This window comes from Thauera sp. (assembly GCF_034003485.1).
Taxonomy (GTDB): Bacteria; Pseudomonadota; Gammaproteobacteria; order Burkholderiales; family Rhodocyclaceae; genus Thauera.
The window spans coordinates 106,170-131,599 of record NZ_JAVEYL010000004.1; the positions used below are offsets into that span (position 1 = coordinate 106,170).

Annotated in this window: 22 protein-coding genes; 6 read left to right on the forward strand and 16 right to left on the reverse strand. The window is 68.9% G+C overall.

Annotated elements, in window-relative coordinates; translation table 11 throughout:
* Nucleotides 1-3: 3 nt before the first annotated feature.
* Nucleotides 4-573 (reverse strand): NapC/NirT family cytochrome c, encoded by a 570-nt coding sequence (locus RBT54_RS03400; protein ID WP_320364110.1) that lies wholly within the window; start codon nucleotides 571-573, stop codon nucleotides 4-6.
* A 96-nt stretch (nucleotides 574-669) separates the two neighbouring features.
* On the reverse strand, nucleotides 670-1,425 hold the full coding sequence (locus RBT54_RS03405) for a c-type cytochrome (RefSeq protein ID WP_320364112.1): 756 nt from the start codon (nucleotides 1,423-1,425) through the stop codon (nucleotides 670-672).
* 214 nt (nucleotides 1,426-1,639) lie between these two features.
* Between RBT54_RS03405 and RBT54_RS03410 the strand changes: the two genes are divergently transcribed.
* From RBT54_RS03410 to RBT54_RS03425, 4 genes are all read left to right on the forward strand, one after another.
* Nucleotides 1,640-3,127: a sensor histidine kinase gene (locus RBT54_RS03410; protein WP_320364114.1), complete on the forward strand. Its 1,488-nt coding sequence runs from the start codon at nucleotides 1,640-1,642 to the stop codon at nucleotides 3,125-3,127.
* Nucleotides 3,093-3,734 (forward strand): response regulator transcription factor, encoded by a 642-nt coding sequence (locus tag RBT54_RS03415; protein ID WP_320364116.1) that lies wholly within the window; start codon nucleotides 3,093-3,095, stop codon nucleotides 3,732-3,734. The genes RBT54_RS03410 and RBT54_RS03415 overlap by 35 nt, the downstream gene beginning before the upstream one ends.
* A gap of 156 nt (nucleotides 3,735-3,890) precedes the next feature.
* The gene (locus tag RBT54_RS03420) at nucleotides 3,891-4,199 is read left to right on the forward strand and encodes a DUF485 domain-containing protein (RefSeq protein WP_320364118.1); all 309 of its coding nucleotides are present in this window, start codon (nucleotides 3,891-3,893) and stop codon (nucleotides 4,197-4,199) included.
* Nucleotides 4,196-5,914, forward strand: a complete 1,719-nt coding sequence (locus RBT54_RS03425) for a cation acetate symporter (protein WP_320364120.1) — start codon at nucleotides 4,196-4,198, stop codon at nucleotides 5,912-5,914. The genes RBT54_RS03420 and RBT54_RS03425 overlap by 4 nt, the downstream gene beginning before the upstream one ends.
* Nucleotides 5,915-6,005: 91 nt before the next feature.
* Here the strand turns inward: RBT54_RS03425 and RBT54_RS03430 are convergent, their stop codons facing one another.
* The 5 genes from RBT54_RS03430 to RBT54_RS03450 all read right to left on the reverse strand — a co-directional run bounded on the left by RBT54_RS03430 (nucleotide 6,006) and on the right by RBT54_RS03450 (nucleotide 10,720).
* On the reverse strand, nucleotides 6,006-7,430 hold the full coding sequence (locus RBT54_RS03430; protein ID WP_320364122.1) for a sensor histidine kinase: 1,425 nt from the start codon (nucleotides 7,428-7,430) through the stop codon (nucleotides 6,006-6,008).
* Nucleotides 7,420-8,088: a response regulator transcription factor gene (locus tag RBT54_RS03435; protein WP_320364124.1), complete on the reverse strand. Its 669-nt coding sequence runs from the start codon at nucleotides 8,086-8,088 to the stop codon at nucleotides 7,420-7,422. The genes RBT54_RS03430 and RBT54_RS03435 overlap by 11 nt, the downstream gene beginning before the upstream one ends.
* A gap of 228 nt (nucleotides 8,089-8,316) precedes the next feature.
* Entirely contained in the window at nucleotides 8,317-8,484 is a 168-nt protein-coding gene (locus tag RBT54_RS03440; RefSeq protein WP_320364126.1) for a hypothetical protein, read from the reverse strand.
* 10 nt (nucleotides 8,485-8,494) lie between these two features.
* Nucleotides 8,495-9,685: a YeeE/YedE family protein gene (locus RBT54_RS03445; protein WP_320364128.1), complete on the reverse strand. Its 1,191-nt coding sequence runs from the start codon at nucleotides 9,683-9,685 to the stop codon at nucleotides 8,495-8,497.
* Between the two features lie 15 nt (nucleotides 9,686-9,700).
* Nucleotides 9,701-10,720, reverse strand: a complete 1,020-nt coding sequence (locus RBT54_RS03450; protein ID WP_320364130.1) for a sulfurtransferase — start codon at nucleotides 10,718-10,720, stop codon at nucleotides 9,701-9,703.
* Between the two features lie 257 nt (nucleotides 10,721-10,977).
* On the opposite strand from RBT54_RS03450, the gene RBT54_RS03455 reads away from it, so the two are divergent.
* Nucleotides 10,978-11,778 (forward strand): DUF3750 domain-containing protein, encoded by an 801-nt coding sequence (locus tag RBT54_RS03455; RefSeq protein WP_320364196.1) that lies wholly within the window; start codon nucleotides 10,978-10,980, stop codon nucleotides 11,776-11,778.
* Nucleotides 11,779-11,823: 45 nt separating this feature from the next.
* Here RBT54_RS03455 and RBT54_RS03460 read toward each other — a convergent pair whose 3' ends face one another.
* The 4 genes from RBT54_RS03460 to RBT54_RS03475 form a co-directional block, all read right to left on the reverse strand.
* A complete protein-coding gene (locus tag RBT54_RS03460) occupies nucleotides 11,824-12,801 on the reverse strand; it encodes an aldo/keto reductase (RefSeq protein ID WP_320364132.1) in 978 nt (325 codons plus the stop codon).
* A gap of 70 nt (nucleotides 12,802-12,871) precedes the next feature.
* Complete coding sequence (locus RBT54_RS03465) at nucleotides 12,872-13,957, reverse strand: two-component system response regulator (RefSeq protein WP_320364133.1); 1,086 nt, start codon at nucleotides 13,955-13,957, stop codon at nucleotides 12,872-12,874.
* Nucleotides 13,958-13,983: 26 nt separating this feature from the next.
* Nucleotides 13,984-17,304, reverse strand: coding sequence for a response regulator (locus RBT54_RS03470; protein ID WP_320364134.1), 3,321 nt, complete (start codon nucleotides 17,302-17,304; stop codon nucleotides 13,984-13,986).
* A 7-nt stretch (nucleotides 17,305-17,311) separates the two neighbouring features.
* Nucleotides 17,312-19,456: a DctP family TRAP transporter solute-binding subunit gene (locus RBT54_RS03475; RefSeq protein ID WP_320364135.1), complete on the reverse strand. Its 2,145-nt coding sequence runs from the start codon at nucleotides 19,454-19,456 to the stop codon at nucleotides 17,312-17,314.
* Nucleotides 19,457-19,692: 236 nt separating this feature from the next.
* On the opposite strand from RBT54_RS03475, the gene RBT54_RS03480 reads away from it, so the two are divergent.
* A complete protein-coding gene (locus tag RBT54_RS03480; RefSeq protein WP_320364137.1) occupies nucleotides 19,693-20,325 on the forward strand; it encodes an arylesterase in 633 nt (210 codons plus the stop codon).
* A gap of 51 nt (nucleotides 20,326-20,376) precedes the next feature.
* Here the strand turns inward: RBT54_RS03480 and RBT54_RS03485 are convergent, their stop codons facing one another.
* The 5 genes from RBT54_RS03485 to RBT54_RS03505 all read right to left on the reverse strand — a co-directional run bounded on the left by RBT54_RS03485 (nucleotide 20,377) and on the right by RBT54_RS03505 (nucleotide 25,282).
* Nucleotides 20,377-21,279 (reverse strand): DMT family transporter, encoded by a 903-nt coding sequence (locus tag RBT54_RS03485; protein ID WP_320364139.1) that lies wholly within the window; start codon nucleotides 21,277-21,279, stop codon nucleotides 20,377-20,379.
* A gap of 166 nt (nucleotides 21,280-21,445) precedes the next feature.
* Nucleotides 21,446-22,159 carry an ABC transporter ATP-binding protein gene (locus RBT54_RS03490; RefSeq protein WP_320364197.1) on the reverse strand — a complete coding sequence of 238 codons (714 nt, stop codon included), beginning with the start codon at nucleotides 22,157-22,159 and terminating at the stop codon, nucleotides 21,446-21,448.
* On the reverse strand, nucleotides 22,159-23,034 hold the full coding sequence (locus RBT54_RS03495; protein ID WP_413788419.1) for an ABC transporter ATP-binding protein: 876 nt from the start codon (nucleotides 23,032-23,034) through the stop codon (nucleotides 22,159-22,161). Before RBT54_RS03495 ends, RBT54_RS03490 begins: the two co-directional genes overlap by 1 nt.
* Before the next feature lie 2 nt (nucleotides 23,035-23,036).
* On the reverse strand, nucleotides 23,037-24,368 hold the full coding sequence (gene livM, locus RBT54_RS03500; protein ID WP_320364143.1) for a high-affinity branched-chain amino acid ABC transporter permease LivM: 1,332 nt from the start codon (nucleotides 24,366-24,368) through the stop codon (nucleotides 23,037-23,039).
* Entirely contained in the window at nucleotides 24,368-25,282 is a 915-nt protein-coding gene (locus tag RBT54_RS03505; protein WP_320364145.1) for an ABC transporter permease subunit, read from the reverse strand. The genes livM and RBT54_RS03505 overlap by 1 nt, the downstream gene beginning before the upstream one ends.
* Nucleotides 25,283-25,430 lie beyond the last annotated feature (148 nt).

The window sequence follows — 25,430 nt, forward strand, 5'->3', positions numbered from 1 at the left end:
GGCTCAGTCGTCCCGCGGCTCGACCGGCCGCTTGTGGGCAACGCCCTTGTGGCACTCGATGCACGGTGCGTTGTCGAGCATCGCCTGCTCCATCTTCTCGCCGCCGCGCTGCGTCTGCTGGTGGAAAGCCATCGCCTCGTAGCCGTGACAGTTGCGGCATTCGCGCGAGTTGTTTGCGGTCATCTCCGCCCACACGCGCTGTGCCATCACCAGCCGCTGCGCCTCGAATTTCTCCGGCGTGTCGATCGTTCCCCGCAGCGCATGCCACACCTCGGCAGAGGCCTTGATCTTGCGAATCAGCTTCGGGCCCATTTCGCTGGGCACGTGGCAATCCGCGCACTCGGCGCGAACCCCCGACGGGTTCTTGTAATGTGCGCTCTGCTTGTACTCCTGATGCACGAGCTGATCCATCTCGTGGCAGGACACGCAGAACGCCGTGGTGTTGGTGTATTCCAGCGCTGCATTGAACCCGCCCCAGAGGGTCAGCCCACCGACCGCGCCCAGTACGAGCAATACGCCGGCCGATCGCTTCGCATTCGGGCGGCGTAGCCAGCCCCAGATTCGCCTGAACATGTTCCCTTGCCTTTGTTGTCGGGCCTGTACGCGACTGGCCCCAAAAACGGGCGGGCACCCGAGGTGCCCGCCGCATCACGCTGCCGTGGTGCCCGCTTATTCCTTCGGGAGGCTCGGCAGGTAGCTGACGATGTCGGCCGAAATCTGGTGATCGAGCGCGCGCAGCGCAGGCATGCCTTCGCCTGGCTGGCCGTTGAGCACCTTGTGCAGCATCTCGTAGTGGTTGTCGGCCACCGAACCCAATGCCGGCGCGTCCTTGACCTTCTTGCCGTCGGTGCCGTGGCAACCGGCGCACAAGGTGTTGAAATAGGCCTCGCCCTTGGCCGGGTCGCCCTTGGCTTTCTTGGTCTGCGCGTCGATCAGGCGGCTCATGTCGGGTTGCCCCTGGCTGATGAAAAGCGCGAGGTCGTTCACGTCGCGATCGGACAGGTGCTTGTCGGTGTAGGCGTGGGTGGCGTTGCGGATGATCGCCGCGATGTCGGCCGGCGCCTTGCCGGCGTAGGCCGCAACGCCCTTGATGCCGCTGAAGTGGCTGCCGCTCGCATAGGCGCCGTCCTTGCCGAGGTAGTCCCAGCCGTGGCACTCCTTGCAGCGCCAGGAGTTCTCCTTGTCGTACTTGCCCGCCTTGTTGGCGTAGGCGGGATGGTTGTCGGTGGGCTTGCTCGCCTTGTTTTCGGCGTAGAACTTGTCGTAGAGCCGGCCGCCGCGCGCGGTCGCGGATTCGGTCTCCGCGGCCAGCGCGGGCGTGGCGGCGCCAAGCGCAAGCAGCCCTGCTGTGAGCGTGATCTTGAGCGTGCTTGCGAACGTGGTCGCGATAGCGCGCCGAGGCTGGAATGCGAACAGGCTGGCCATGATGTTCTCCCCCCTTTTTAGTTGTCGTACCGACACGATCATTTGGCCACGAAAGGCCTTATTGCAGCAGGGGCATCGGTCGCGTCACGATTGGGGCCAAGGATGCAATGCCGTTCAGACCTTGGTCTGACTTGGCGCCGGACGGGCGGTGCTACCATCCCGACATGGATTCGGGTACCGAGGCAAGATGACCAGCGAAGCGATCGCACATGCCATGAATCCGACGGTTCGCCGGCCCTTCGAGCCGCTGAGCTTTTCCCGGCAATTCCTGCTGATCAGTGCGGCCCTGTTGACCGTGGCGATGCTGGTCTTCGGCGCCTGGCTCGGGCGACAGATCGAGCTCAATGCGGTGAATCGAACCGCGGCGATGGCTGCCGTGTATACCGAAAGCATCCTCGCGACCCAGCTCGGCCCGGCCCTGCAGGCCGGTGCGCTGGCCGACCCGAGCGCGGAAATTCACACTCGCCTGGATCGTCTGTTCGTCGACAGCCCCCTGCAGCGCAAGGTCGTGCGCTTCAAGCTGTGGGATCGCAACGGCGCGATCCTGTACAGCAGCGATCATGCGCAACGGGGTCGACGCTTTCCCGTCGAAGGCGCACGCGCGGCCGCCCTGGCGGGCGAGTTGCAGGCCCGGCTGAGCCGGCTCGAGCAGCCCGACAACCTCACCGAGCGCGCACGCTGGCCGCAACTGCTCGAGGTGTATGTGCCGCTGAAGCTGGACGGCAGTGCCGAGGTCGAACTGGTGGCGGAGTTCTACCATGCGACCGACAATCTGCTGCGCGACATCGAGCAGGCTCGCGAGCGCAGCTGGGCGCTGCTGGCCTGTGCCACGCTGGCAATCTATCTGCTGCTGCGCGGCCTGGTCCGGCGGGCCAACGACACCATCGTCGCGCAGCGTCGCGACCTGCAGCAGCAGCTCGAACAGTTGCGCACTGCGCTGCAGGAGAACGAGCACATCCGCGCGCAACTGCGCCGGGCGGGCGCGCGCACGACGGCGCTCAACGAGGCCTTCCTGCATCGGATCGCGGCCGACCTGCATGACGGGCCCGCTCAGCAGATCGCCTTTGCGCTGATGCGTTTCGACGAGGCCGCGACCCGTGAGCGCGACGCGCTGCAGCTGCACTCCGATGGCTTTGTCGATCCGGACCGCTGCAGGCTGCGCTCGGCCCTGCACGATGCGCTGGGCGAGTTGCGCGCCATTGCCGCCGGTCTCGGTCTGCCCGGGATGGATGCCCTGTCCCTGACGGACGCGATCCGGCGCGCGGTGCGTGATGTCGAGCGCCAGTCGGGGACGACGATCGGCGCCATCGTTGTCGATATCGCCGCCGATCTCGCCGATCTGGATACCGGGCGCGACCCGGCAGGCCTTGCGCTCAAGATCACCGCCTACCGCTTCATTCAGGAATCGCTGAACAACAGCCTGCGCCATGCGCCGGACGGAGCATGCAGGCTCACGGTGCGTCGTCACGGTGACGAGCTCGAGATCGTGGTCGCCGATGCCGGCCCCGGCTTCGATCCCAGCCGCATCGCCGAGGGCGGCCGTCTTGGCCTGGCGCTGCTGCGCGAGCGGGTACGCCTGCTCGGCGGCGTCTTTGAGCTCGACAGCGCCCCCGAGCACGGGACGAGCGTCAGGGCGCGCCTGCCCATCACCCACGGGAGTTCGATTCATGCACCGACCGATCCACATCCTGCTCGTCGATGACCATCGGCTGTTTCGCGAAGGGGTCGCGCATTCGCTGGCTGCAACGGACGATTTCGTCGTGGTCGGCGAGGCGGGCAGCGGCGAGGAGGCCTTGAGCCTGGCGGCGGCGCTGCAGCCCGACATGGTGTTGCTGGATGTCAGCATGCCGGGGATGGGTGGCATCGCGGCAGCCGAGAAGCTCTCGGTCAGTCTTCCCGGGGTGCGCATCATGATGCTGACGGTGGCGGAGGACCCGGAGTGCCTGCTCGCCGCACTCAAGAACGGCGCCCACGGCTACGTGCTGAAGGGCGTGTCGGCCGCGGAGCTGCGCCGGATTGCCGCCAGCGTGGCCGACGGCGAGGCCTACGTGACGCCCGCGCTGGCTGCGGAACTGCTGGTCGAGTTCTCGCGGGCACGGCCACAGGACGCCTTGTCGAGTCTGACCCCGCGCGAGTCGGGCGTGCTCGAGCTCCTCAGTCGCGGACTCACCAACCGCGAGATCGGCGAGCACCTTCACCTTGCCGAGAAGACGGTCAAGCACCACATGACCAGCATCCTGCAGAAGTTGCATGTGCGCTCGCGCACCGAGGCGGTCGCGCTCGCGCTGCGCAACAAGGCTTTTGGCTGAGGCTGCAGGAACGCCTTAAGGTAGCGTTAAGATTTGATTAAGTATCTGTAATGAAAGAAAAATTTTATGCATGCGTAAGCAGAATGTAAGTCTCTCCTCCTAAGGTGCGTGCAACCGGACAGGCGTCCGGTCCTTTCACCGCAGAAGGAGGGAGATATGGAAAACGATATGGCGGCCAAAATCGCCGCTAACCCCAAGTACCAGAAACTGGTACGCACGCGCTCCAGCTTCGGCTGGATCCTCACCGCGGTCATGATGGTCGTGTACTACGGCTACATCGCGCTCATCGCATTCAACAAGGAAGTCCTCTCCGCCCGCCTGGGCGAGGGCGTGATGACGGTCGGCATCCCGGTCGGTTTCGGTGTCATCGTGTTCACCATCCTGATCACCGGCTTCTACGTGCGCCGCGCGAACTCCGAATTTGACCAGCTCACCCGTGAAATCGTCGAGGAGGCGGGCAAATGATCGGTATCAACGCGAAACTCGCGGGCGGCCTCGTGCTCGCCCTGCTGTCCTCGGTGGCGCTGGCCGCGGGCGGCGACCTCGGCCAGGCCGAGAAGCAGGCCACCAACTGGACGGCCATCATGATGTTCGGTGTGTTCGTCCTCGGCACGCTCTACATCACCAAGTGGGCTGCGGCCAAGACCAAGTCGGCGTCCGACTTCTACACCGGCGGCGGCGGCATCACCGGCTTCCAGAACGGCCTGGCAATCGCTGGCGACTACATGTCTGCGGCGTCCTTCCTCGGTATTTCCGCGGCGGTGATGGCGAGCGGCTATGACGGCCTGATCTACTCGATCGGCTTCCTGGTCGGCTGGCCGGTGATCACCTTCCTGATGGCGGAGCGCCTGCGCAACCTCGGCAAGTTCACCTTCGCCGACGTGGCGGCCTACCGCTTCCAGCAGACCCCGATCCGCGCCTTCGCGGCCTCGGGCACGCTGGTCGTGGTCGCCTTCTACCTGATCGCGCAGATGGTCGGCGCCGGCCAGCTCATCAAGCTGCTGTTCGGCCTAGAGTACTGGATGGCGGTGGTGATCGTCGGCGCGCTGATGATGATCTACGTGCTGTTCGGCGGCATGACCGCGACCACCTGGGTGCAGATCATCAAGGCCTGCCTGCTGCTCGCGGGTGCGTCGTTCATGGCCTTCATGGTGCTGCTGAACTACGGCTTCTCGCCCGAGGCGCTGTTCGCCGATGCGGTCCGCGTCAAGACCGAAGTGTCTGCTGCCACTGGCAAGACCGCTCTGGAAGCCTCTGCCGTTGGCCAGGCGATCATGGGGCCGGGCTCCTTCATCAAGGATCCGATCTCGGCGATCTCGTTCGGCATGGCGCTGATGTTCGGTACTGCCGGCCTGCCGCACATCCTGATGCGTTTCTTCACCGTTCCCGATGCCAAGCAAGCCCGCAAGTCGGTGTTCTGGGCGACGACCTGGATCGGTTACTTCTACGTCCTCACCTTCATCATCGGCTTCGGCGCGATCGTGCTGGTGTCCACCGACTCGAGCTTCCTCGACGCCAACGGCGGCCTGATCGGCGGCAGCAACATGGCGGCGATCCACCTCGCCAACGCGGTCGGCGGCAACGTGTTCCTCGGCTTCATCTCTGCGGTTGCGTTCGCCACGATTCTGGCGGTGGTGGCCGGCCTGACCCTGTCGGGGGCCTCGGCGGTGTCGCACGACCTGTACGCCACGGTGTTCAAGAAGGGCAATGCCGATTCGGCTTCCGAACTGCGTGTCTCGCGCATCACCACCCTGGTGCTCGGTTTCATCGCGGTCATCCTGGGCATCGCGTTCGAGAAGCAGAACATCGCCTTCATGGTGTCGCTGGCCTTCGCAATCGCAGCCTCGGCAAACTTCCCGGTGCTGTTCATGTCGGTGCTGTGGAAGGACTGCACGACCCGCGGCGCGACGATCGGCGGCTTCCTCGGCCTGATCACCGCGGTGGCGCTGACCATCGTGTCGCCGTCGGTGTGGGAAGTCACGCTCGGCAACCCGAAGGGTTCGGCGCTGTTCCCGTACGCTTCGCCGGCCCTGTTCTCGATGGCGGCGGGCTTCATCGGCATCTGGCTGTTCTCGATCCTCGACAACAGCGCGCGTGCCAAGCTCGACCGTGCCGGTTACATGGCGCAGAAGGTGCGTTCGGAAACCGGTATCGGCGCCTCGTCTGCTTCGTCGCACTAAGCAGCATGGCCGCCGGTGGCATCCACAAGGGTGCCGCCGGCCGGTGTGAAACACCGCGGGGCGGTGGGCGCAGGCTCACCGCCCCGCGGTTTTATCTTGTGTTCGTGTTTGCGGGCAGGCGGACGCGCACGCAGGTGCCGCGGCCGCCCTCGCCGTCGTCGATGGCGATGCGCCCGCCATGGCTGCGCACGATCTCGCGCGCGATCGACAGCCCGAGTCCACTGCCGTTCGCCTGGCTGCCGGCGTGGCGGTAGAAGCGCTCGAAAACCTGTTCGCGCACGGCGGCCGGAATCCCGGGGCCGTCGTCGCAGACCTCGATCAGCACGTGCTCATCCTGCATGACGCAACGAAGCCCGACCATGCCGCCGGCGCGTCCGTACTTGAGCGCGTTGTCCATCAGGTTGGCGATCAGTTCCTGCAGCAGCGTGGGGTCGCCATGCAGGCGGACCGGCCCGCGCTCGATGCCGAGGTCGATGTTGCGTTCGTCGGCGCGGTCGACCCAGTCCTCGACCATGGCATCGATCAGCGCGGCGAGGTCGACTTCGGTGGCGTCGGTGATCAGTCGTTCACCGGCTTCGGCGCGGGCGAGCGCGAGCAACTGATTGGCCAGGCGCGTGACGCGCGCGACCGACCCGCGCAGGCGGGCACGCGCTGCGTGGTCCGCGGGCCTCGCCTCGAGCAGTTCGAGCTGCATCTGCAGACCGGCGAGCGGCGTGCGCAACTGGTGGGCGGCGTCCTGCAGGAAGGCGCGCTGCTGCGCGTTGGCGGTGCGCAGGCGCTCGAGCAGGCCGTTGAGTGCGCCGATGACTTCGCGCACCTCGCGCGGGACCCCGGCCGGATCGATTGGTGAAAGATCGGTGCCGGAGCGCGCGCGCAGCGAGTTCTCGAGGCGCTCCAGCGGCGCCAGTCCGCTCGGGATGCTGAAGCGCGCGATGACGCCGGCGGCAATCAGCAGCAGGACGCCGGCCCAGGTAAAACCGATCACCAGCCGGTCCATCGCTTCGTTGCGCTTGCCCAGGGTCTCCGCGACCATGATGTGGAAGCCGCCCGCGCCACTCTCGCGGTAAAGCTTGAGGGCGCGGATCGGTTGGCCGGCGTAGGCGAGATCACGGAACAGCGGACGGGACGACGGCGTGCGGACCGGCGGGGCCTCCTTGCCCACCGGTGTGTAGGGCACGGGCAGGCTGGACAGGGCGTCGCTGTCGTCCAGTTGCGGCAGCTCCGCATCGCCACCCAGCAGGCGGCCCTGTGGGTCGCGCACGCGGAAGTAGATGCGGTCGAACGTGTCGGTGCGCAGTACGGCCTCGACCTCGGGCGAGAGCGTGAGGGTGAGGCCGTCCGGGGCCGCGTGTACATGGGTAGCGATGGCCTGCGCGAGGTTGAGCAGGTTGCCGTCGTAGGCGTTGCCCACCACCCACTTCGCGCTGCTGTAGGCGACCGCGCCTGCGGTGACCAGCAGCACCACGGTGGGCGCCGCCAGCGCGCTGAGCAGGTTGCGGCGAAGACTAGTCTGCACCGTCGCGACGCTCCTTCACGCGCTCGAGGCGATAGCCGAAGCCGCGCACCGTGCGGATCAGCACGCCGGCCGCCTCCAGGCGCGGACGCAGGCGCGAGATATAGACCTCGAGCGCGTTGCTGCTGCCTTCGCCTTGCAGACGCTCGCGGGCGACGGTGCGCCCGTCCGCGCGCACCAGGGCTTCGAGCACCTCCCACTCGCGCCCGCTGAGGGCGAGCGGCTCGCCGGCCAGTTCGGCAAGCCGGCCGTCGATATCGAGCACCAGCGGACCGAAGCCGAGCGCGGGCTCCGCGCTCGTGCCACCGCGGCGCAGCACCGCACGCATGCGCGCGCTCAGCTCGGCGAGCTCGAAGGGCTTGACCAGGTAGTCGTCGGCGCCGAGGTCCAGGCCGTAGATGCGGTCGTCCAGTGCGTCGCGCGCGGTGATCAGGATCACCGGCATGCGCTGGCCGCGTTTGCGGATGCGGCGCACCACCTCGTAGCCACCGAGCCCGGGCAGGCCGAGGTCGAGCAGCACGAAGTCGAAGCCGTTTTCCTGCAGCAGGCGGTCGGCCCGCATGCCGTCGTCCTCGACGGTCACCTCGTCACCCTGGCCGCGCAGGAACTCGGCGATGCCCTCGGCCAGCGTCGGGTCGTCTTCAACCAGCAGAAGCTTCATGTCGTCCTCTCGATCTCCGGCTGCCAGGGGGCGGCCGAGGTGCCTCGTCGCGTGCAGCCCGCTACGTCCTGGGGCGCAATGCTATCGCGAGCCGCGCGTGTCCGGCGGCCTGGCGTCGAGTAGTGCGATCACCATGCGCTCGTGCGCCGTCAGGCGCGCGCGCCCATGACGGCGATGGCGCGGGCGAGGCGCCGGCCTGCGATGCTGGCTGAGTGGCTGTGGTGCCGGTCAGCGCCCCGAGCAGTGCCCGCCCGAGGCCGCCTGGCCGCTGCCGAGCGCGATCGGCGGCGGCTCGACGCGCACGCTGCCGCTGCTGGCGGTGTCGAGGGCGAGCAGGGCCAGCGCTGCCAGCCAGAACAGCGCAAAGCCGACGCGGAAGACTTTCTTGTTGTCCATGTCGTCCTCCTTATGCGTCGACACGGCGACGGATGCGCACGCCGACGATCGAGCCGGCAAACGCGAGCGCGAACCACACCCAGCCGTGCACGCTGGCCGAGGCGATGCCGCCCAGATAGGCGCCGACGTTGCAGCCGAAGGCCATGCGCGCGCTGTAACCCATCACCAGGCCGGCGATCGCGGCGGCGAACAGGCGCTTGCCCGAGGGCAGGCTGAAATCGGCCGGTCCGTTCCAGCGCGAGGCGGCGATGGCACCGTAGATGAGGCCGATATTGGTCACCGAGGTGACGTCGGCGAGGATCGGGTCGACCAGGCGCTGCGCATGCGGCGCCACGCCCCAGAAGGCATCGCCCGACAGGTCCCAGCCGAGCGCGGCGACCGCCTTCGCACCCCACACGCCCATGCCGTAGACGATGCCCCAGGGCTGGCCGGCGACGACCAGGTGGAACAGGTAGAGCACCGCCAGCAGCAGGGCACCGAGCCACCAGCGCCGGGCAAAGCGCGTGCCTTTGACCGGTGCTGCAGTGGCGACGAAGCTCGCAGTGCCGGCGCGCACGAGCTGTTGCGCCAACGCCTGGGGCGAAGCCGGCGCGGCCGCGTCGATCGTGCCGCGCCCTGTCTTGCGCGCAGCGCGCCCGGCCAGCCAGGCGACCAGGCCGCAAGCGGCCACCGTGATGGCGAGCGCGGTCGGCCAGCCAAAGGCGAGCAGATCGACCGCCGGCAGGCCGCCGACCTCGATCCATGCCGGCTGGTGCGAGGCGCCGAGGAAGCTGCCGAAGGCGAAGGTTGGCAGCACCACGAAGGACAAGGGCGAGCCGGCGCCAGCCTTGTACAGTGTGCCCGAGCCGCAACCGTCGGCGAGCTGCATGGCGGCGCCGAACAGGAAGGCGCCGAGCACCAGGCTGATCGTCAGCGGCGCCACCGCGCCCACCAGTTCGCCACCACTACCGGCGATCAGCGGCAGCGTGAGCGCGGCCGCGAGCACCATCAGCAGCATCTGGGCCCACAGGCCCTGCGGGTCACGGCGCTCGATGAAGTCGCGCCAGCCGGTGGTGAAGCCGAAGCGCGCACCCTGCAGCACCGCGCCGAAGGCGATGCCCAGCAGCGCCAGCAGCCCCTGGCGCAGGCCGGCGGCGAGCGTGACCGCGAGCACGCCGGCGAGGCCGCCGGTGATGAGGAAGGTTCGGTTGAGCCAGCGCATCGTCCTGTTCCCGCCTTACTTGTCGAACGCGCGCTTGACGTCCTGCACCAGCGCGGTGACGCGCGAGGGCTGGTTCTGCATCGGGCGCTCGGCCTGGCTCCACTCCACCACCGACGCCGGGTAGAGCTTGACCGCCTTGTTGCCGGCGATCTCGGACATCACGAACCAGTTGGTCGCCGCCCAGTGGCCGGTGTTGCAGAACGACACCGCCGGCGCAGCGTCGGCGCCGGACAGCGCCACCAGCGCCTTGAGCTCGCTCGCGGGCTTGAGCGTGGTGCCATCCTTGGGGAAGAACTGTGCGTTGTCGAAGGACTTGGCCCCCGGCAGCGTGCCGTAGCGCGCGGCAGCGTCGGTGCGCGCCTCGCCGGAGAAGAACTTCGGCGGGCGGGCATCGACCAGCAGCGGCGTGCTGCTCGACTGCAGGGCGGCGGCGAGTTCCTCGCTGGTCACGATCTGCTCCTGGTCGTAGCGGTAGGCGAACTGGCTGGGCGCCACCTGCGGCACGGTGGTTTCGAGCGCGCCGCCGGCGCCCTTCCACGTCTTGGTGCCACCGTCGAGGATCGACAGGCGGGTGAGGCCGCCGACCTTCAGCGTCCAGTACACGCGCGCCGCAGCGCCGAAATCGGTGTGGTCGGTGCCGGCATGCACCACGATCACGTGGGTGTCGCGATCGATACCGGCCGCCTGCAGCACCTGGGTCAGCGCGGCCTCTGCAGGCAACTGGCCGGGGTTCTCCTTCGGGCCGCGGTACTTGCCGTAGGGCGTGCTCACCGCGCCGGGGATGTGGCCGGCGGCGTAGTCCTTGTCGGCGCGGATGTCGAGCACGCGTACGCCGGGCTGGCCGAGCACGGCCTTGAGTTCGGCGGCGTTCAACAGCGGCGCGGGTGCGGCAAGCGGCGCGGGCGCGGAGACGGCTTGTGCCGCCTGTGCGGCCTGATTGGCGATCGCGGGCGCGGACAGCGCCACCCCGCCGGTGGCGAGGGCAAGGGCGAGGGACAGCGGGGCGAGGGCGCGCAGGGTGGTTTGCTTCAGCATGGCGTATTCCTCCACAGGAATTTTCGGTTCGGGGGCGGTGAGCACGCACGCGCCTGAGGGGCACGGGTACCGCAATGGATGCGAAGGATACGAGAGGGACGTTATTCTCCGAAGGGCTTTCGGAGAAATTGCATAGAACAAGGAGTTATTAAGTGAATCCCCGAGCGCATCGCATTTCAGCCGCCGGCTGAACTTGCGCGCCCGGGCGGGCTCTGATTTCCATCGACAATTCTGCGGCGCACCAGCGCCCCGTGCCTGTGAAACCCGCTTCCCTTGCCGCCCTCGGCGTGAGTGCCGTGCTGCTGCTGTCCGTCGGCCTGAGCCTCGCCAACAACCCGCGACCGGTCGAGGCTGCGGGTGCGAGTGAAGTACGCACCTGGCGAACGGCTGCGCGCCATTCGGCGGGGCTCGCCCCCGATCCTGCGCGCCTGGCCGACACCGCGATCGTGCAGGTCTATGCCGCCGCCACCTTCGGCTGGCGCGGCTATTTCGCCGTGCATCCGTGGATCATCTTCAAGCGTGCCGGCGAGACGGCCTACACCCGCTACGACGTGATCGGCTGGGGGCGCGGCACGGTGGTGCGGCGCAACTACGCGCTGCCCGACGGGCTGTGGTTCGGCGCCACGCCGAGCGTACTTGTTGACCATCGCGGCGAGGGCGTCGAGGCCATGATCGACGACATCGAAGCCGCGATCGATCGCTACCCGCACGCCGAGGAATACCGCAGCTATCCCGGCCCCAACAGCAACACCTTCCTCGCTCACATCGGGCGCGAGGTGCCTGCGCTGCGCCTGGACCTGCCGGCGAACGCAATCGGCAAGGACTACCGCCCGGTCACGCGTCCGCTCGGCGTGTCGTCGTCGGGTTCGGGGCTGCAGTTCTCGTTGCTTGGCCTGCTGGGGCTGAGTGTGGGTGTGCAGGAGGGCATCGAGCTGAACCTGCTCGGACTCAACTTCGGCGTGGACTTCAACCGTCCGGCCCTGCGCCTGCCTGCGATCGGCCGCCTGGGGGCGAGCGACGCCGTCAACGCTGGCGAGCGGGCCGACGACGTGCATTGAGCGCCGGGCGGCGGGTGCTGTCGCGGTGAGGCGCGCCGCCTGCGATCAGCTCGCGTCGACGGAATGGCGCGCCCAGAAAGTGGGTTCGGGGATCTCGCCGGTGCCGGCGAGTGCGTTGTCGGCCATGTGCTCGGGGCGGCTGGTGCCGGGGATGGCGCAGGTGACCGCCGGGTGCGAGAGCACGAACTTCAGCAGCACCTGTGCCCAGCTCGTGGCGCCGATCTCGGCGGCCCACGGCGGGAGCGGGCGCGCGCGCAGGCGGCGCAGCAGGCCGCCGCCGCCGAAGGGGCGGTTGATGATCACCGCCATGCCGCGCTCGGCCGCCAGCGGCAGGATGCGGCGCTCGGCCTCGCGCTCGTCCGCCGAGTAGTTGATCTGCACGAAGTCCAGCGCCTCGGCGCGCATGACGGCCTCGAGCGCGTCGTAGGCGCCGGCGGTGTAGTGGGTCACGCCGAGGTAGCGCACCCGCCCGGCGGCCTTCCAGTCGCGCAGGGTGGCGAGGTGGGTCTGCCAGTCGACCAGGTTGTGGATCTGCATCAGATCGAGGCGCTCGACCTGCAGGCGGCGCAGGGATTCCTCCATCTGGCGAATACCTTCGGCACGCCCGCGCGTCCACACCTTGGTGGCGAGGAAGGCCTTGCCGTGGCTGCCGGCGGCGGCGAGCAGTTCGCCGGTCACCGCCTCGGCGCGGCCGTACATCGGCGAGCTGTCGATCACCGAGCCACCGGCGTCGAACAAGGCCTGCAGCACGCCGGGCAGGCGCTGGTGCTCGGCGCTGTCGCGGGCGACGTCGAAGCCGATGTAGGTGCCGCAGCCGATCACCGGCAGGGGTTCGCCGGTGGCGGGGATGGGCCGGGTGAGCAAAGCTGCGGACGGCGCCGATCCGACGCGCGCGGCAGCAGTCGGCGTGCCGAGGGCGAATCCTGCCATCGTGGCAGCCGTTAGGCGCAGGAAGCGGGCGCGGCTCATGGGCGGATTGCAGGGCAGGGGGAAGGGCGCAGGGTGCTTGGGGTCGGGACGCATGGGAACCTCCTGACCACTCCGACGTGAAATGCGCGGCCAACGTTCCCCAGGCGGGTCGCCGAGGGGGCGCTCAGGCCGGGGTCAGGAGGTGATCCGAATAGGTGCGGGCGATCGCCTGGAACTGGTCGGCGAGCTCGGCGAAGGCGTCGACGATGACGGGGTCGAAGTGCGCGCCACGTTCCGCGATGATGAGGCTGGCGGCCTCGGCGTGGGTCAGGGCGTCCTTGTACACCCGCATGCAGATGAGTGCGTCGTACACATCGGCCAGCGCCATCAGCCTGCCGGCGAGCGGAATGTCCTCGCCCGCGAGTCCACCCGGATAGCCGCGGCCATCCCAGCGTTCGTGGTGGCCGAGGATCAGCTCGCGCGCCAGGCGCAGGAAGTGGCTGCTGCCGAGAGGGCCCTTGGCGACGTCGAGGGCGTTGGCGCCGTACTCGACGTGGCGCTTCATGTGCTCGAACTCTTCCGCGGTGAGCTTGCCGGGTTTGAGCAGGATGCGGTCCGGGATCGCGACCTTGCCGATGTCGTGCAGGGGGGCGCAGCGGAACAGCAGCTCGACGGTCCGGGGGTCGAGCTGGGCGCGGTAGGGGCCGTGCTCGCCGAGGTGGGTGGCGAGCGCCAGCATGTAGTGCTGGGTGCGCTTGATGTGGCCGCCGGTCTCGCTGTCGCGGTACTCGGCGAGCGAGGCTAGGGCCTCGATGGTGACCTGCTGGGTCAGGGCGAGCTCGGCGGTGCGTTCCTGCACCAGGTCCTCGAGCCCCTGTTCGTAGCGCTTTAGCCGCAGGTGGTTGTTTACCCGCGCCCTCACCACCAGCGGCTCGAAGGGCTTGCGGATGTAGTCGACCGCGCCGAGCTCGAGGCCGGTGGTCTCATGGCCGGTCTGGTCGAGCGCGGTGATGAACACCACCGGGATGTGCTCGGTTGCGGGTTCGCTCTTGAGCCGGCGGCAAACCTCGTAGCCATCCATGCCCGGCATCATGATGTCGAGCAGGATGATGTCGGGCTGCGGCAGGTTGCGCGCGATCTCGAGGCCCTTTGCGCCGTTGATCGCGGCCTGCACGGCATAGTCCGCGCGCAGCAGCTGGCGCAGGATCTCGATGTTCTCGGGGGTGTCGTCGATGATGAGGACGCGCTGTCGGGTGTCTGGCGTGGCCATGTGTCCGTGAACCGGAAGGGGGTTGATCAGGCGGGCCCGCCCGCGTCGATCCGGAGTGTCTCGGCGAGGTCCTGCAGGTCGCCGAGCGCCTGGCCGAAGTCGTAGCCGTTGATCGCTTGCTCCAGTCGTGCGATTTTGTCCGCAGGGAGCGCGCCGTGCAATGACTCCCGCACGCTGGCGAACAGTTCGATGGCCTCGGTGTCGCTGTCCTGGAGGAGGGTGCGCAGGCTGGCGAGCGCCTCGGCCAGCGCGCCGGCATCGATCGGGGAAGTGGGGTGCGGGCTCGCCGGCGCGGGTGCGGGCCCCTCTGCGAGTCCATCCGCGAGCCCGTCGAGGACCGGCGCCAGGGCCGTGGTCACGGCACCGAGCGCGACCTCGAGCTCGGCATCCGGGGCGGACGCGCGGCAGGCTGCCTCGAGCTGCCCCGCCGCCTCGGACAGGAGCAGGGCGCCGATGCTCGCGGCCACGCTCTTGAGGGTGTGGGCGAGGCGGGTCGCGGTGTCGTGCTCGCCCGCCTGGCGGGCGCGGGTGAAGCGCTCGGCGAAGCCGGTCTGGCCATGCGCGAACAGGCGCAGCAGCTTGAGGTAGGTGTGTGGCTTGCCGTCGCAGCCGTGCAGGCCACGCTGCAGGTCGATGCCGGGCAGGCTGGCGGGCAGGGCCGCCGCTGCCGGCGCGGGCAGCGCGGTTTCCGCGTCCGGGGGGGCGGCCGGTGCAGCGCTGGGCTGCGCGCCCACGCGCGGCTTGATCCAGTGCGCCAGGGTCTGGAACATGCGGGCGACGTCGAGCGGCTTGCCGATCTGGTCGTCGAGCCCGGCGGCGAGGGCCTTCTCGCGATCGCCGGCCATCACGTTCGCCGTCATCGCGATCACCGGCAGTGCGTGCCAGCGCGGGTCGAGGCGGATCGCACGGGTGGCGGCGTAGCCGTCCATGACCGGCATCTGCAGGTCCATCAGCACGCCGTCGAAGCGCTCGCGCTCGAGCCAGTCCAGGGCCTCGCGGCCGTTGCCGGCCACCCGCAGGCTGATGCCCGCGTTGTGGAGGAGGTCGCGGGCGAGCTCCTGGTTGAGCTCGTTGTCCTCGACCAGCAGCAGGTGGGCGCCGCGCAGCTGGTCGCTGACCGTGCGGCTTTCCTCGGCACGCAACGCGCGCCGGCTGCGCGCCGGGCGGTCGTGGCCGAGGGCGCGCAGGATCGCGTCGAGCAGCGAGGACGGCGTCACCGGCTTGGCGATGGCGGCGAACACGGCCGCATCGGGCGGCAGCTCGCCGGGATCGCGCGCGGTCACCACGATGACCCTGGGCCGGCGCGCTGCCGGCAGGCGGCGGGCGAGCTCACGTGCGCAGCTCAGGCCGTCCATGTCGGGCATCATCCAGTCCATCAGCACGAGATCGTAGGCCTCGCCGGCGCGCTCGGCACGCTCGAGCTCGGCCAGCGCCTCCGCGCCGCTGGCCACGCAGCGGCAGGCAAGCTGAAGGGCATCGAGCATGCACTCGAAGACCTTGCGCGCGCTCTCGTTGTCGTCGACCACCAGGATGCGCAGTGCGGTCAGCGCCGGCTCCGCCAACGCGGTCAGGCCGCGGGCGCCGGGCTGGTCGCAGCAGCGCGCGGGCAGGGTGAAGTGGAAGGCGCTGCCCACGCCCGGCGTGCTCTCGGCCCAGATCTTGCCGCCCATCATCTCGACCAGGTGGCGCGAGATCGCCAGGCCGAGCCCGGTGCCGCCGTAGCGCCGGGTGGTCGAGCTGTCGGCCTGGCTGAACTGCTGGAACAGGCGTGCCATCTGCTCGGCGGAGATGCCGATGCCGGTGTCGCGCACGGTGAATTGCAGGGTGACGCGGTCGGCCTCGCGGTCGATCTCGCGCACCGCGACCACGACCTCGCCGCGCGCGGTGAACTTCACCGCGTTGTAGCCCAGGTTGGTCAGCACCTGCCCGACGCGCAGCGGGTCGCCGATGAGGTGGCGCGGCAGCGCGGGCGGCAGGTCGAAGAGCAGCTCGAGCCGCTTCTCCTCTGCCTTGAGCCCGACCACGTTGCTGAAGTCGTCGAGGACGTCGTGGAGGTCGAACTCGACCGCGTCGAGCGCCAGCTTGCGCGCCTCGATCTTCGAGAAGTCGAGGATGTCGTTGATGAGCGCGAGCAGGGCCTCGGCGGAGCGGTGCACCTTCACCAGGTAGTTGCGCTGGCGCTCGCCGAGCTCGGTGCCCAGGGTCAGGTGCACCATGCCGATGATGACGTTGAGCGGGGTGCGGATCTCATGGCTCATGTTGGCGAGGAAGTCGGACTTCGCCCGGTTCGCCTCCTCCGCCTCATGGCGCGCGGCCGACAGCTCGGCGGTGCGCTGCGCCACGCGCTGCTCGAGCTCGCCCTGCATCTGGCGCAGCTCGGTGGTGCGGCGGGCGAAGGCGGCGGCGAGGTCCTCGAGCTCGTCGCCGGTGCCCAGCGGGCGTGCGAGGGCGGCGTCGTCCTCGTCGATGACGCGGCGGTACAGGGTCAGCAAGGGCGTGGCGATGGTGTTGCCGATCCAGGCGCTGAGGAAGACCGCCACCACGGTCAGCGCCAGGCCGACGAGCAGGAAGCTGAACAAGGCCTCCCACACCGGGTCACGATAGACGGTCTCGGGCAGGCCGATCTCGAGCTGCAGACCGAGGGCGGCGAGCAGCGGCTCGGAGGCACCCGGGGCGAGGCGCTGGGTGATGTAGGCCTCGCCGGCCTTGAAGTTGTGGGCGAAAAGGGGCTCGCCGTCCTTGAAGAAGCGCAGGTAGGCCTGGGGGTGGTGCAGCGGGTTGCGCGCGGTGATGGCGTCGAGGTCGAAGGCGACGACGACCGCGCCCTGGGTGGTGTTGTAGAAGCTGATCGGCGCCCCGACCACCAGATGCCGTTCGGGCTGGCGGATGAAGAGGGTGCGCTGGCCCATCGCCAGCGCGCCGCGCAGTGCCTGCGAGGCGTTGTAGTCGATGCTGCCAGCCTCGGTGTGGAACACCGGCCGGCCATCGAAGTCGACCAGGGCGAAGCGCACCACGTCGCGTTCGGCGGCGAAGTTCTCGGCGAGCTTGGGGAGGTAGGACTGCCGCCCCTGCTCGTCGACCAGGCCGTTGATCACCAGCTCGTTTACCGCCAGGCGCTCGGTGTTCTCCACCAGGGCGGTGATGCGCTGCTCGAGCAGGGCCTGGTTGGCGCGGCCGACCTCGAGCAGCGAGGCCTGCATCAACCGGCTCAGGTAGTTGTCCATCTGCACCGCCACCAGCACGGTGATCAGCACCATCACCGCGGCAACGAAGGCCGAGACCTGCAGGGTGAGCCTGCGCTTCAGGCTGCGGCGGCGGATGGGCGGCGGGGTGCGGGTCGCGGGCATGGGAGCGTCAGCGCGGCTGCAGGATCAGGGCGCCGTGCTCATCGAAGCGTGCGATGCGGTAGTCGCTCGCGTCGAGGGCGTCATGGCGTTCGGCGGTGAAGGCCGGCGCGTAGCGCCTGACCGCGCCCTCGACCGGCGGCAGCGCCTGCAGGGCGGCACGCACAGCCTGACGCTCGCTCGTGCCCGCCTGGCGCAAGGCGGTAGCGAGCAGGTGCACGAGGTCGTAGGCCTGGGCCACGCCCTGCGGGGCGATGATTTGACCCAGCTCGCCGAAGTCGTAGCGCTGCACGTAGCGCTGGGCCAGCGCCCTGGCCTGCGGGCGCGGGTTGTCGATCAGGCTCACGGTCTGGAACACGTCGAGCTCGAGCTTGCCGAGCACGTCGCGGTTGGCGGCCCACAGGTCGCTGCCGGTGATCCCCCAGTGCGCCACGATCGGCAGTGGCTGCTGCTGCGTCGCCATCTCGCGCACGATTTGCTGGCCCTCGAGGGGGCTGGCGACCATCACCAGCACGTCGGCGCCCTTGGCCCTGATGCGCGCCAGCTCGCTGCGGAAATCGCTCGCGCCGCGATTCAACACGGCCTCGTCCGCCACCTGCAGCCCGGCCAGCGCGAAGTGCCGGCCGAGCTCGCGCTGCATGCCCCGTCCCCACTCCGAGTTCTCGACCAGCAGGGCGGGCTGGCCGAAGCGCTTGCCCACGTGCTCGACGAGGAAGGGGGCGACCAGGGCGTCGTTGGCGGAGGCACGGAAGATGTGATTGGGTCGGAAGCCATGCTCCACCACCGCGGCCGAGGCGCTCCACGGCGCGAGCAGCGGCAGGCCGAGGCGATGCAGGCTTTCCTGTTCGGCGATGATCACATGCGAGTGCATGCCGCCGAGCACCGCGACCACGTCGGAATTGGCGGCGAAGGTCTCGATGTTGGCGATGCCCAGGCTGGCCTGGCCCTTGTGGTCGCGGGCGATGAGCTTGAGGGGCTTGCCGAGGACGCCGCCGCCGGCGTTGATTTCCTCGATCGCGAGCTGGGCGCCGCGCTTGATGGCGAGGGCGGCGAGGCGTCCGTCGTTGGAGAGGTCGGCGTCCACGCCGATCAGGAGCTGGCTGCCGGGTGCGCCGTACTTGCGCTCGAGCAGTTCGTCGGAGCGCGATAGCAGGTCGGGGCCGATCACGGCCTCGAAGTGCCCCGGGATGTGGGCGGTCGCGGCGGCGAAGCGGCGGCGCTCGTCCTCGCTCAGGACGTGCACCTTGACGCCGGCGGCACGGATGGTCGCGAGCAGCTCCGTCTCGCGGCGCAGGGTTTCCGCGCGCTCCCAAGGGGTGAGGGCGCGCGCGGTGTCGATCAGCAGGCTGCGCTGCTCCGCGCTCAAGGTCTCGAAGACGCGGCTGCTGATCACGAACACGTAGCCGAGATAGCCGTGGTTGCTCAGCGTCAGGTGCGGCTGTACCTCGTGGATGCCCATGCTGACGATGGCGATCAGCGGGTTCTCCTGCGTATCGACCACACCGTCGGCGAGCGCCTGCCGGGTGGCGTGGAAGTCGATCGGGATGGAGTGGGCGCCGAAGGCGCGGAACTGCTCCATCAACATCCGGCTCTTCATGATGCGCGCCCGGGTGCCGGCGAAGTCCTCCGGGGTGCGCAGCGGCCGATCGCCGGTGAACTGCTTGAAGCCGTTCTCCCAGAAGGTGACGCCGATGAGGTCGATGCTGCGCAGCTTGTCGAGCAGCATCTGCCCCGGCTCGCCGTCGAGCATCTCGTAGAGGTCCTCGCGCGTCGGGAAGTAGAACGGCAGGTCGGCGTACTGCATGGCGGGGACCGACACGCTGAGCTTGGCGGTGGGGATCAGCAGCAGGTCGAGGCTGCCCTGGCGCGTCATCTCCAGCATCTGGTCGTCGTTGCCCAGCGCCTGGCCGGGATGGACCTCGATCCGGAGCGCGCCACCGCTCCGGCTGCCGACCTCGGCGGCGAAGCGCGCGGCGGCCTCGAACAGGGCACCATCGGGGATGTTGTGGCCGAAGCGCAGGGTGCGCACCGTCTGCTGCGCAGGCTCGAGGGCAGGCGCCGGTGCGGAGGGGGCGTTATCCAGCAGCGAGACCAACAGGCCCAGTGCGATCAGCAGGAGGGCACCGATCACGATGAAGACGGGGTTCCTGCACATGGCGCGGTTCCGGAAGCGATGAAAGGCACCGTGCGATCGCCGCGATCGCCTCAGCGCGTAAGGGCATTTAGCATCGGCCCCGCCTCGCCGGCAATGACATAGCGCACACAAAGGCGATTTTGTGCGGCATGGCGCGCCGGCCCGGCATCGGGCGCCCGGGCATGGACGACGTTTCCGTCCCGGGCCATCGGGGTTTCCCGCCGGCATCAGCGAACAAGCGAAATCAGGAACGAAACATGAAACGAAGGGTTTTTCTCGGCGGCGTGCTGGCGGCGGCGCTGTTTGCCGCCTGTGGCCGTGATCTGCCGCGCCTGCCTGCGCTGGCGCCCGAGGCGGTCGTGCTCGCCTTCGGCGACAGCGTGACCTACGGCACCGGCGCCGCAGAGGGCGAGGACTGGCCGACGCAGCTCGCAGCGCTGACGGGGTGGGTCATCGTCAATGCCGGCATCCCGGGCGACACGGCCCAGGCGGGACCGGCCAGGTTGCCGGCCCTGCTCGAGGAGTACAGCCCCGACCTGGTGGTGGTCGAGATCGGCGGCAACGACTTCCTGCGCCGTCGCGCGCGGGCCGAGGTCAAGGAAGACCTGCGCAGGATCGTGCGCATGGTCCGCGACAGTGGGGCGCAGGTGGTGCTGGTGGGCGTGCCCGAGCTGTCGCTGTTGAGCGTCGTGGCGGGCAGGCCCTCCGATGCGCCGATCTATGCCGAACTCGCCGAGGAGGAGGGCGTGCCGCTGGTGCCGGACGTGTTCTCCGACATCCTCGGCCGGCCGGAGTTGTGCGCCGACCGGATCCATCCGAACGCGGCGGGGTACGAGCGCATGGCGGCCGGCATCCATGCGCGCCTGCGCGAGCTGGGCCTGGCACGCTGAGCGCGTGCAGTCTGCATCGGCCAGGGTGGGGACGCTGGGGCAGCCCAGCTGTCAGCTTCTCTCGCCCTTCGCCGCCAGGTAGATCCCCACCAGCAGCAGGCTGAAGCCCACGAACTGCAGCGGCGCGAAGCCCTCGCCGAAGATGATGAAGGCCATCAGCGCGCTGCCCACCGGCTCGCCGAGCGTGACCACCGCGACGAAGGTGGCCGACACGTAGCGCAGCGACCAGTTGTAGGCGGTGTGGCCGAGCAGTTGCGGGCCGAGCGCCATGGCGAGCAGTACCAGCCAGGCGGTGTTCGACAGGGTGAAGAGTTCGACCCCACCTGCGCCGCTGGCCGCGAACAGGAACAGCGCCGCGGCGCCGTAGGCGAGCCAGATGTAGGCCGGCAGCCCCAGCCCGGCGCGCAGCCGGCGGCCGATGAGCAGGTAGGCCGAGAAGCACCAGCTTCCAATCAGGGCCAGCAGGTTGCCCAGCATCGGGTTGCTGCCGGCGCTGGCGGTCTGGCTGTCGCTCCAGAAGATGAACAGGCTGCCGGCGAAGGACAGCGCGATGCCGCCGATCATCATGCGTGTCGGCGTCTCGCGGAAGATGAGGAAGGAGGCGAGCCCGATCCACAGCGGGTTGGTGGTGACGAGCGCGGTGCTGGAGGCGACCGAGGTGTATTCGAGCGAGCTGATCCAGGTCGCGAAGTGCAGCGCAAGGAAGAAGCCCGCCGCCAGCGTCATCCCGATCTGCTGGCGGGTGAGGCGGGCGAGTTCGTGGCGCGATTGCAGGATGGCGATCGGGGTGATGATGAGTGCAGCGAAGCCGAGCCGCCAGGTGGCGACGGCGAGCGAGCTGACGCCTTCGGCCTGGGCGAAGCGGGCAAAGATGGCGCCGAAGGAGATCGCGGTGAGGCCGATGCCGAGGACGACGAAGGGGAGCCAACGGGCGGGTTGAGGGGTGTGGGGCATCGAGTGGGGGGCGTTGCTGGAGTTGTTTCAAGTGCGGAATCGGGGGGTGCGGCTTCGATCGGGCGTGGGGCGGGGCGGGTGGCGCCGCCTGCATTCGCGACCTGCGGCTGCCCTCGGCGAAAGGCCTTGGGCAGGGGGTGTTTTGATGGCTGTGTCTTGTTGGTGCTCAGGCGTGGCCGCCCTCCAGATACGCCGCCCGCACCTCCGGGCTCGCCAGCAACTCCGCGCCCGTCCCGGCGAGCGTGATCTCGCCGTGCTGCAGCACGTAGCCGCGGTCGGCGACGCGCAGGGCCTGGTTGGCGTTCTGCTCCACCAGCAGGATCGTCATGCCGTGGTCGCGGTTGAGCTCCTTGACGATCTGGAAGATCTTGCGGATGTAGATCGGCGCCAGGCCGAGCGAAGGCTCGTCGAGCAGCAGCAGCTTGGGGCGGCTCATCAGCGCGCGGCCGATCGCCAGCATCTGCTGTTCGCCGCCCGAGAGGGTGCCGGCGCGCTGCGACTGGCGCTCCTCGAGGATCGGGAACATCGCGAACACGCGCGCGATGTCGGCGGCGTAGTTGGCCGGGTCGGCGTGGGCGGTGCCCATCTGCAGGTTCTCGATCACCGTCATGCGCGGGAAGATGCGCCGGCCTTCGGGCACCAGGGCGATGCCGCGGCGGGCGATCTCGTGCGTGTGCACGCGGGTGATGTCCTCGCCGTCGAAGACGATGCGCCCGGCGCTGGCCTTGGGACTGCCGAACAGGCTCATCATCAGCGTCGATTTGCCGGCGCCGTTGGCGCCGATCAGGGTGACGATCTCGCCGACCTGGACCTCGACGTCGATGCCGCGCAGCGCATGGATGTGGCCGTAATGGGCGTGCACGCCCTCCATTGTGAGCATCATGCCGGCTGACTCCCCGTGCTTGCCTCAACCATGCCTTCTTCCGCCAGTTTGGCGGCGATGGCCGCCTCGGCTTCTTCCTCGTCCTCGCCCAGGTAGGCCTTGATCACCTGCGGGTCGTGCTTGACCTGGTCCGGCGTGCCTTCGGCGATCTTGCGCCCGTAGCTGATCACGCCGATATGGTCGGATACGTTCATCACCACGCTCATGTCGTGCTCGATGAGCAGGATCGCGATCCCCATCTCGCCGCACAGGTAGAGCAGCAACTCGTTGAGCTCGGCCGATTCGCGCGGGTTGAGGCCGGCGGCGGGCTCGTCCAGGCACAGCAGCACCGGGTCGACGCACAGCGCGCGTGCGATCTCGATGCGGCGCTGGATGCCGTAGGGCAGGTCGCCTGCTGCGTGGTCGGCGAGGTGGGTGAGCTTGAGGCGCTCGAGCCACATCGCCGCGCGCTCGACGGCCTCGCGTTCGGCCTGGCGGTAGCCGGGCAGCTTGAAGAGGCCTGCGATCGAGAACTTCGAGGCGCGCTGCAGCACGTTGTGCTGGGCGACGATGAGGTTCTCCAGCACCGTCATCTTGGGAAACAGGCGGATGTTCTGGAAGGTGCGCACGACCTGGGCGTCGCGCGCGACGCGGTGGCTGGGCAGGGCCTCCAGGCGCATCTCCCCGCGCGTGGGGTGGGCCAGGCGCAGGGTGCCGGTGGTCGGCTTGTAGAAGCCGGTGAGGCAGTTGAACAGCGTGGTCTTGCCGGCGCCGTTGGGTCCGATGATGCCGGTGATCCTGCCGGCCGGCACTTCCAGCGACAGGTCGTCGATCGCGGTGAGACCGCCGAAGCGCATGGTCAGGTTGCGCACCGAAAGCAGGGTGGCGGGCATGTTCATCGCGCGGCCTCCTGCGTGGCGGTGGCCTTGCCGAGCGCGTTCAGGCGGACCGTCGGTTCGCGATGCGAGAGCAGGCCGCCCGGGCGCCATACCATGATCAGCACCATCGCCAGGCCGAACAGCAGCATGCGGTACTCGGCGAAGTTGCGCCCGAACTCGGGGATCAGCACCAGCAAGGTGGCCGCCAGTACCACGCCCATCTGCGAGCCCATGCCGCCGAGCACGACGATGGCGAGGATGATCGCCGACTCGGTGAAGGTGAAGCTCTCGGGCGAGATGAAGCCCTGGCGCGCGGCGAAGAACACCCCGGCGAAGCCGCCCAGCATGGCGCCGATGGCGAAGGCCGAGAGCTTGATGTTGGTGGTGTTCATGCCCATCGCCTTGCACGCGATCTCGTCTTCGCGCAGCGCCTCCCAGGCGCGGCCCACCGGCAGCTTGCGCAGGCGCGACACGAAGGCGTGGGTGAGCAACGCCAGCACCAGGATCAGGTAGTAGAGGAAGATCAGCCGGTGCATCGGCGAGAACTCCAGCCCGAAGAAGCCGGAGAAGGTCTGGCTGCCTTCCGGTGCGCTGCGGGTGAATTCCAGGCCGAAGAAGCTCGGGCGCGGGATCGAGCTGATGCCGTTGGGGCCGTTGGAAAATTCCGTCCAGTTCACCAGGACGATGCGGATGATCTCGCCGAAGCCGAGCGTGACGATGGCGAGGTAGTCGCCGCGCAGGCGCAGGATCGGGTAGCCGAGCAGGATGCCGAAGGTGGCGGCCATCGCGCCCGAGACCGGCAGCGCCTCCCAGAAGCTCCAGCCGAACTGGGTCGACAGCAGGGCGTAGGAATAGGCGCCGACTGCGTAGAAGGCGACGTAGCCGAGGTCGAGCAGGCCGGCCAGTCCCACGACCACGTTCAGGCCCCAGCCCAGCATCACGTAGATCAGCACCGTGGTGGCGGTGTCGACCACGTAGCGGTTGTCGGAGAACACGATCGGCAGCGCGATCGAGGCGCCGAGCGCGACCCAGCCGAGCACGTTCACCACGCGCTGCGCGCCGTGGGCGCGGTCGGCGGCGGTGGCGGTGCTGGCGCGGTCGCGGTCCTGCTTGCGCTGGCGTGCCTGGTCGATCGCCCAGCGCAGCAGCAGGCGCCCGGCGAACACCGCGGCCACCGCCGCGGCGAGCAGGCCGAAGCGGGTTTCAACGCCCAGCCGCCCGCCCACGTCCACCGTGGTCAGGCCGACCAGCGGAATGCCCAGGATGAGGCCGACGAAGGCCACCCAGCCGGCGTCGCGCAGGCGTTCAGAAGGCGTCATCGCGTGACGCGCAAAGACGACGGCGCTCATCAGACCTTCTCCACTTCAGGCCGGCCCAGGAGGCCCGAGGGGCGCAGCATCAGCACCAGGCACAGGATGCCGAAGGTGGCGACGTCCTTGTATTCCGCCCACAGGTAGGCGGCCCAGAAGGATTCGATGAGGCCGATCAGCAGGCCGCCCAGCATCGCCCCCGGCAGCGAGCCGATGCCGCCCAGCACCGCGGCGGTGAAGGCCTTGATGCCGGCGAGAAAGCCGATGAAGAAGTCGACCACGCCGTAATACACCGTGACCATCACCCCGGCCACCGCGGCGAGCGCCGCGCCGAGCATGAAGGTGAAGGAGATCGTGCGGTCCACATTGACGCCGAGCAGCGAGGCCATGGTGCGGTCCTGCTCGCAGGCGCGCTGCTGGCGACCGAAGGGGGTCTGCGTGATCATCCAGGTGAAGGCGCTCATCAGGATCACCGTGGTGACGATGATCAGCATCTGGCTCCAGCCGATCTGCACGGTGAAGCCCGGCGCGTCCCACAGCACGATGCCGCCCTCGAGCACGGGCGGGATGGGCTTGACGCGCGCGCCCTGGGTGAGCTGCACGCTGTTCTGCAGGAAGATCGACATGCCGATCGCGGAAATGAGCGGCGCCAGCCGGGTCGAGCCGCGCAGCGGGCGGTAGGCGGTGCGCTCGACCGCCCAGCCGTAGGCCGAGGTGAAGAAGATCGACACGATCAGCACGAAGGTCAGCGCGAGCGGGATCGAGGTCACGTCGGCGGCGGCGAGGATCGTGAACGCGGTGACCGCGATGAACGCGCTCACCATGAAAATGTCGCCGTGGGCGAAGTTGATCATGCCGATGATGCCGTACACCATCGTGTAGCCGATGGCGATGAGGCCGTACATGGCGCCGAGCGTGAGCCCGTTGATCAGTTGTTGAAGGGCGTAGGCCACGATGTCTCCTGCGGTGGCGTCGCTGGGCGACTGGCAGTGTTGTTTTGGGCGGGAGCGAAAACGAGCGAATGAGGAAGCGGGTGAGAGCAGCCACCGTGGGAGCGGGCTTGCCCGCGAAAGCGGAGCTTGAAGGCCGGATTCGCGGGCA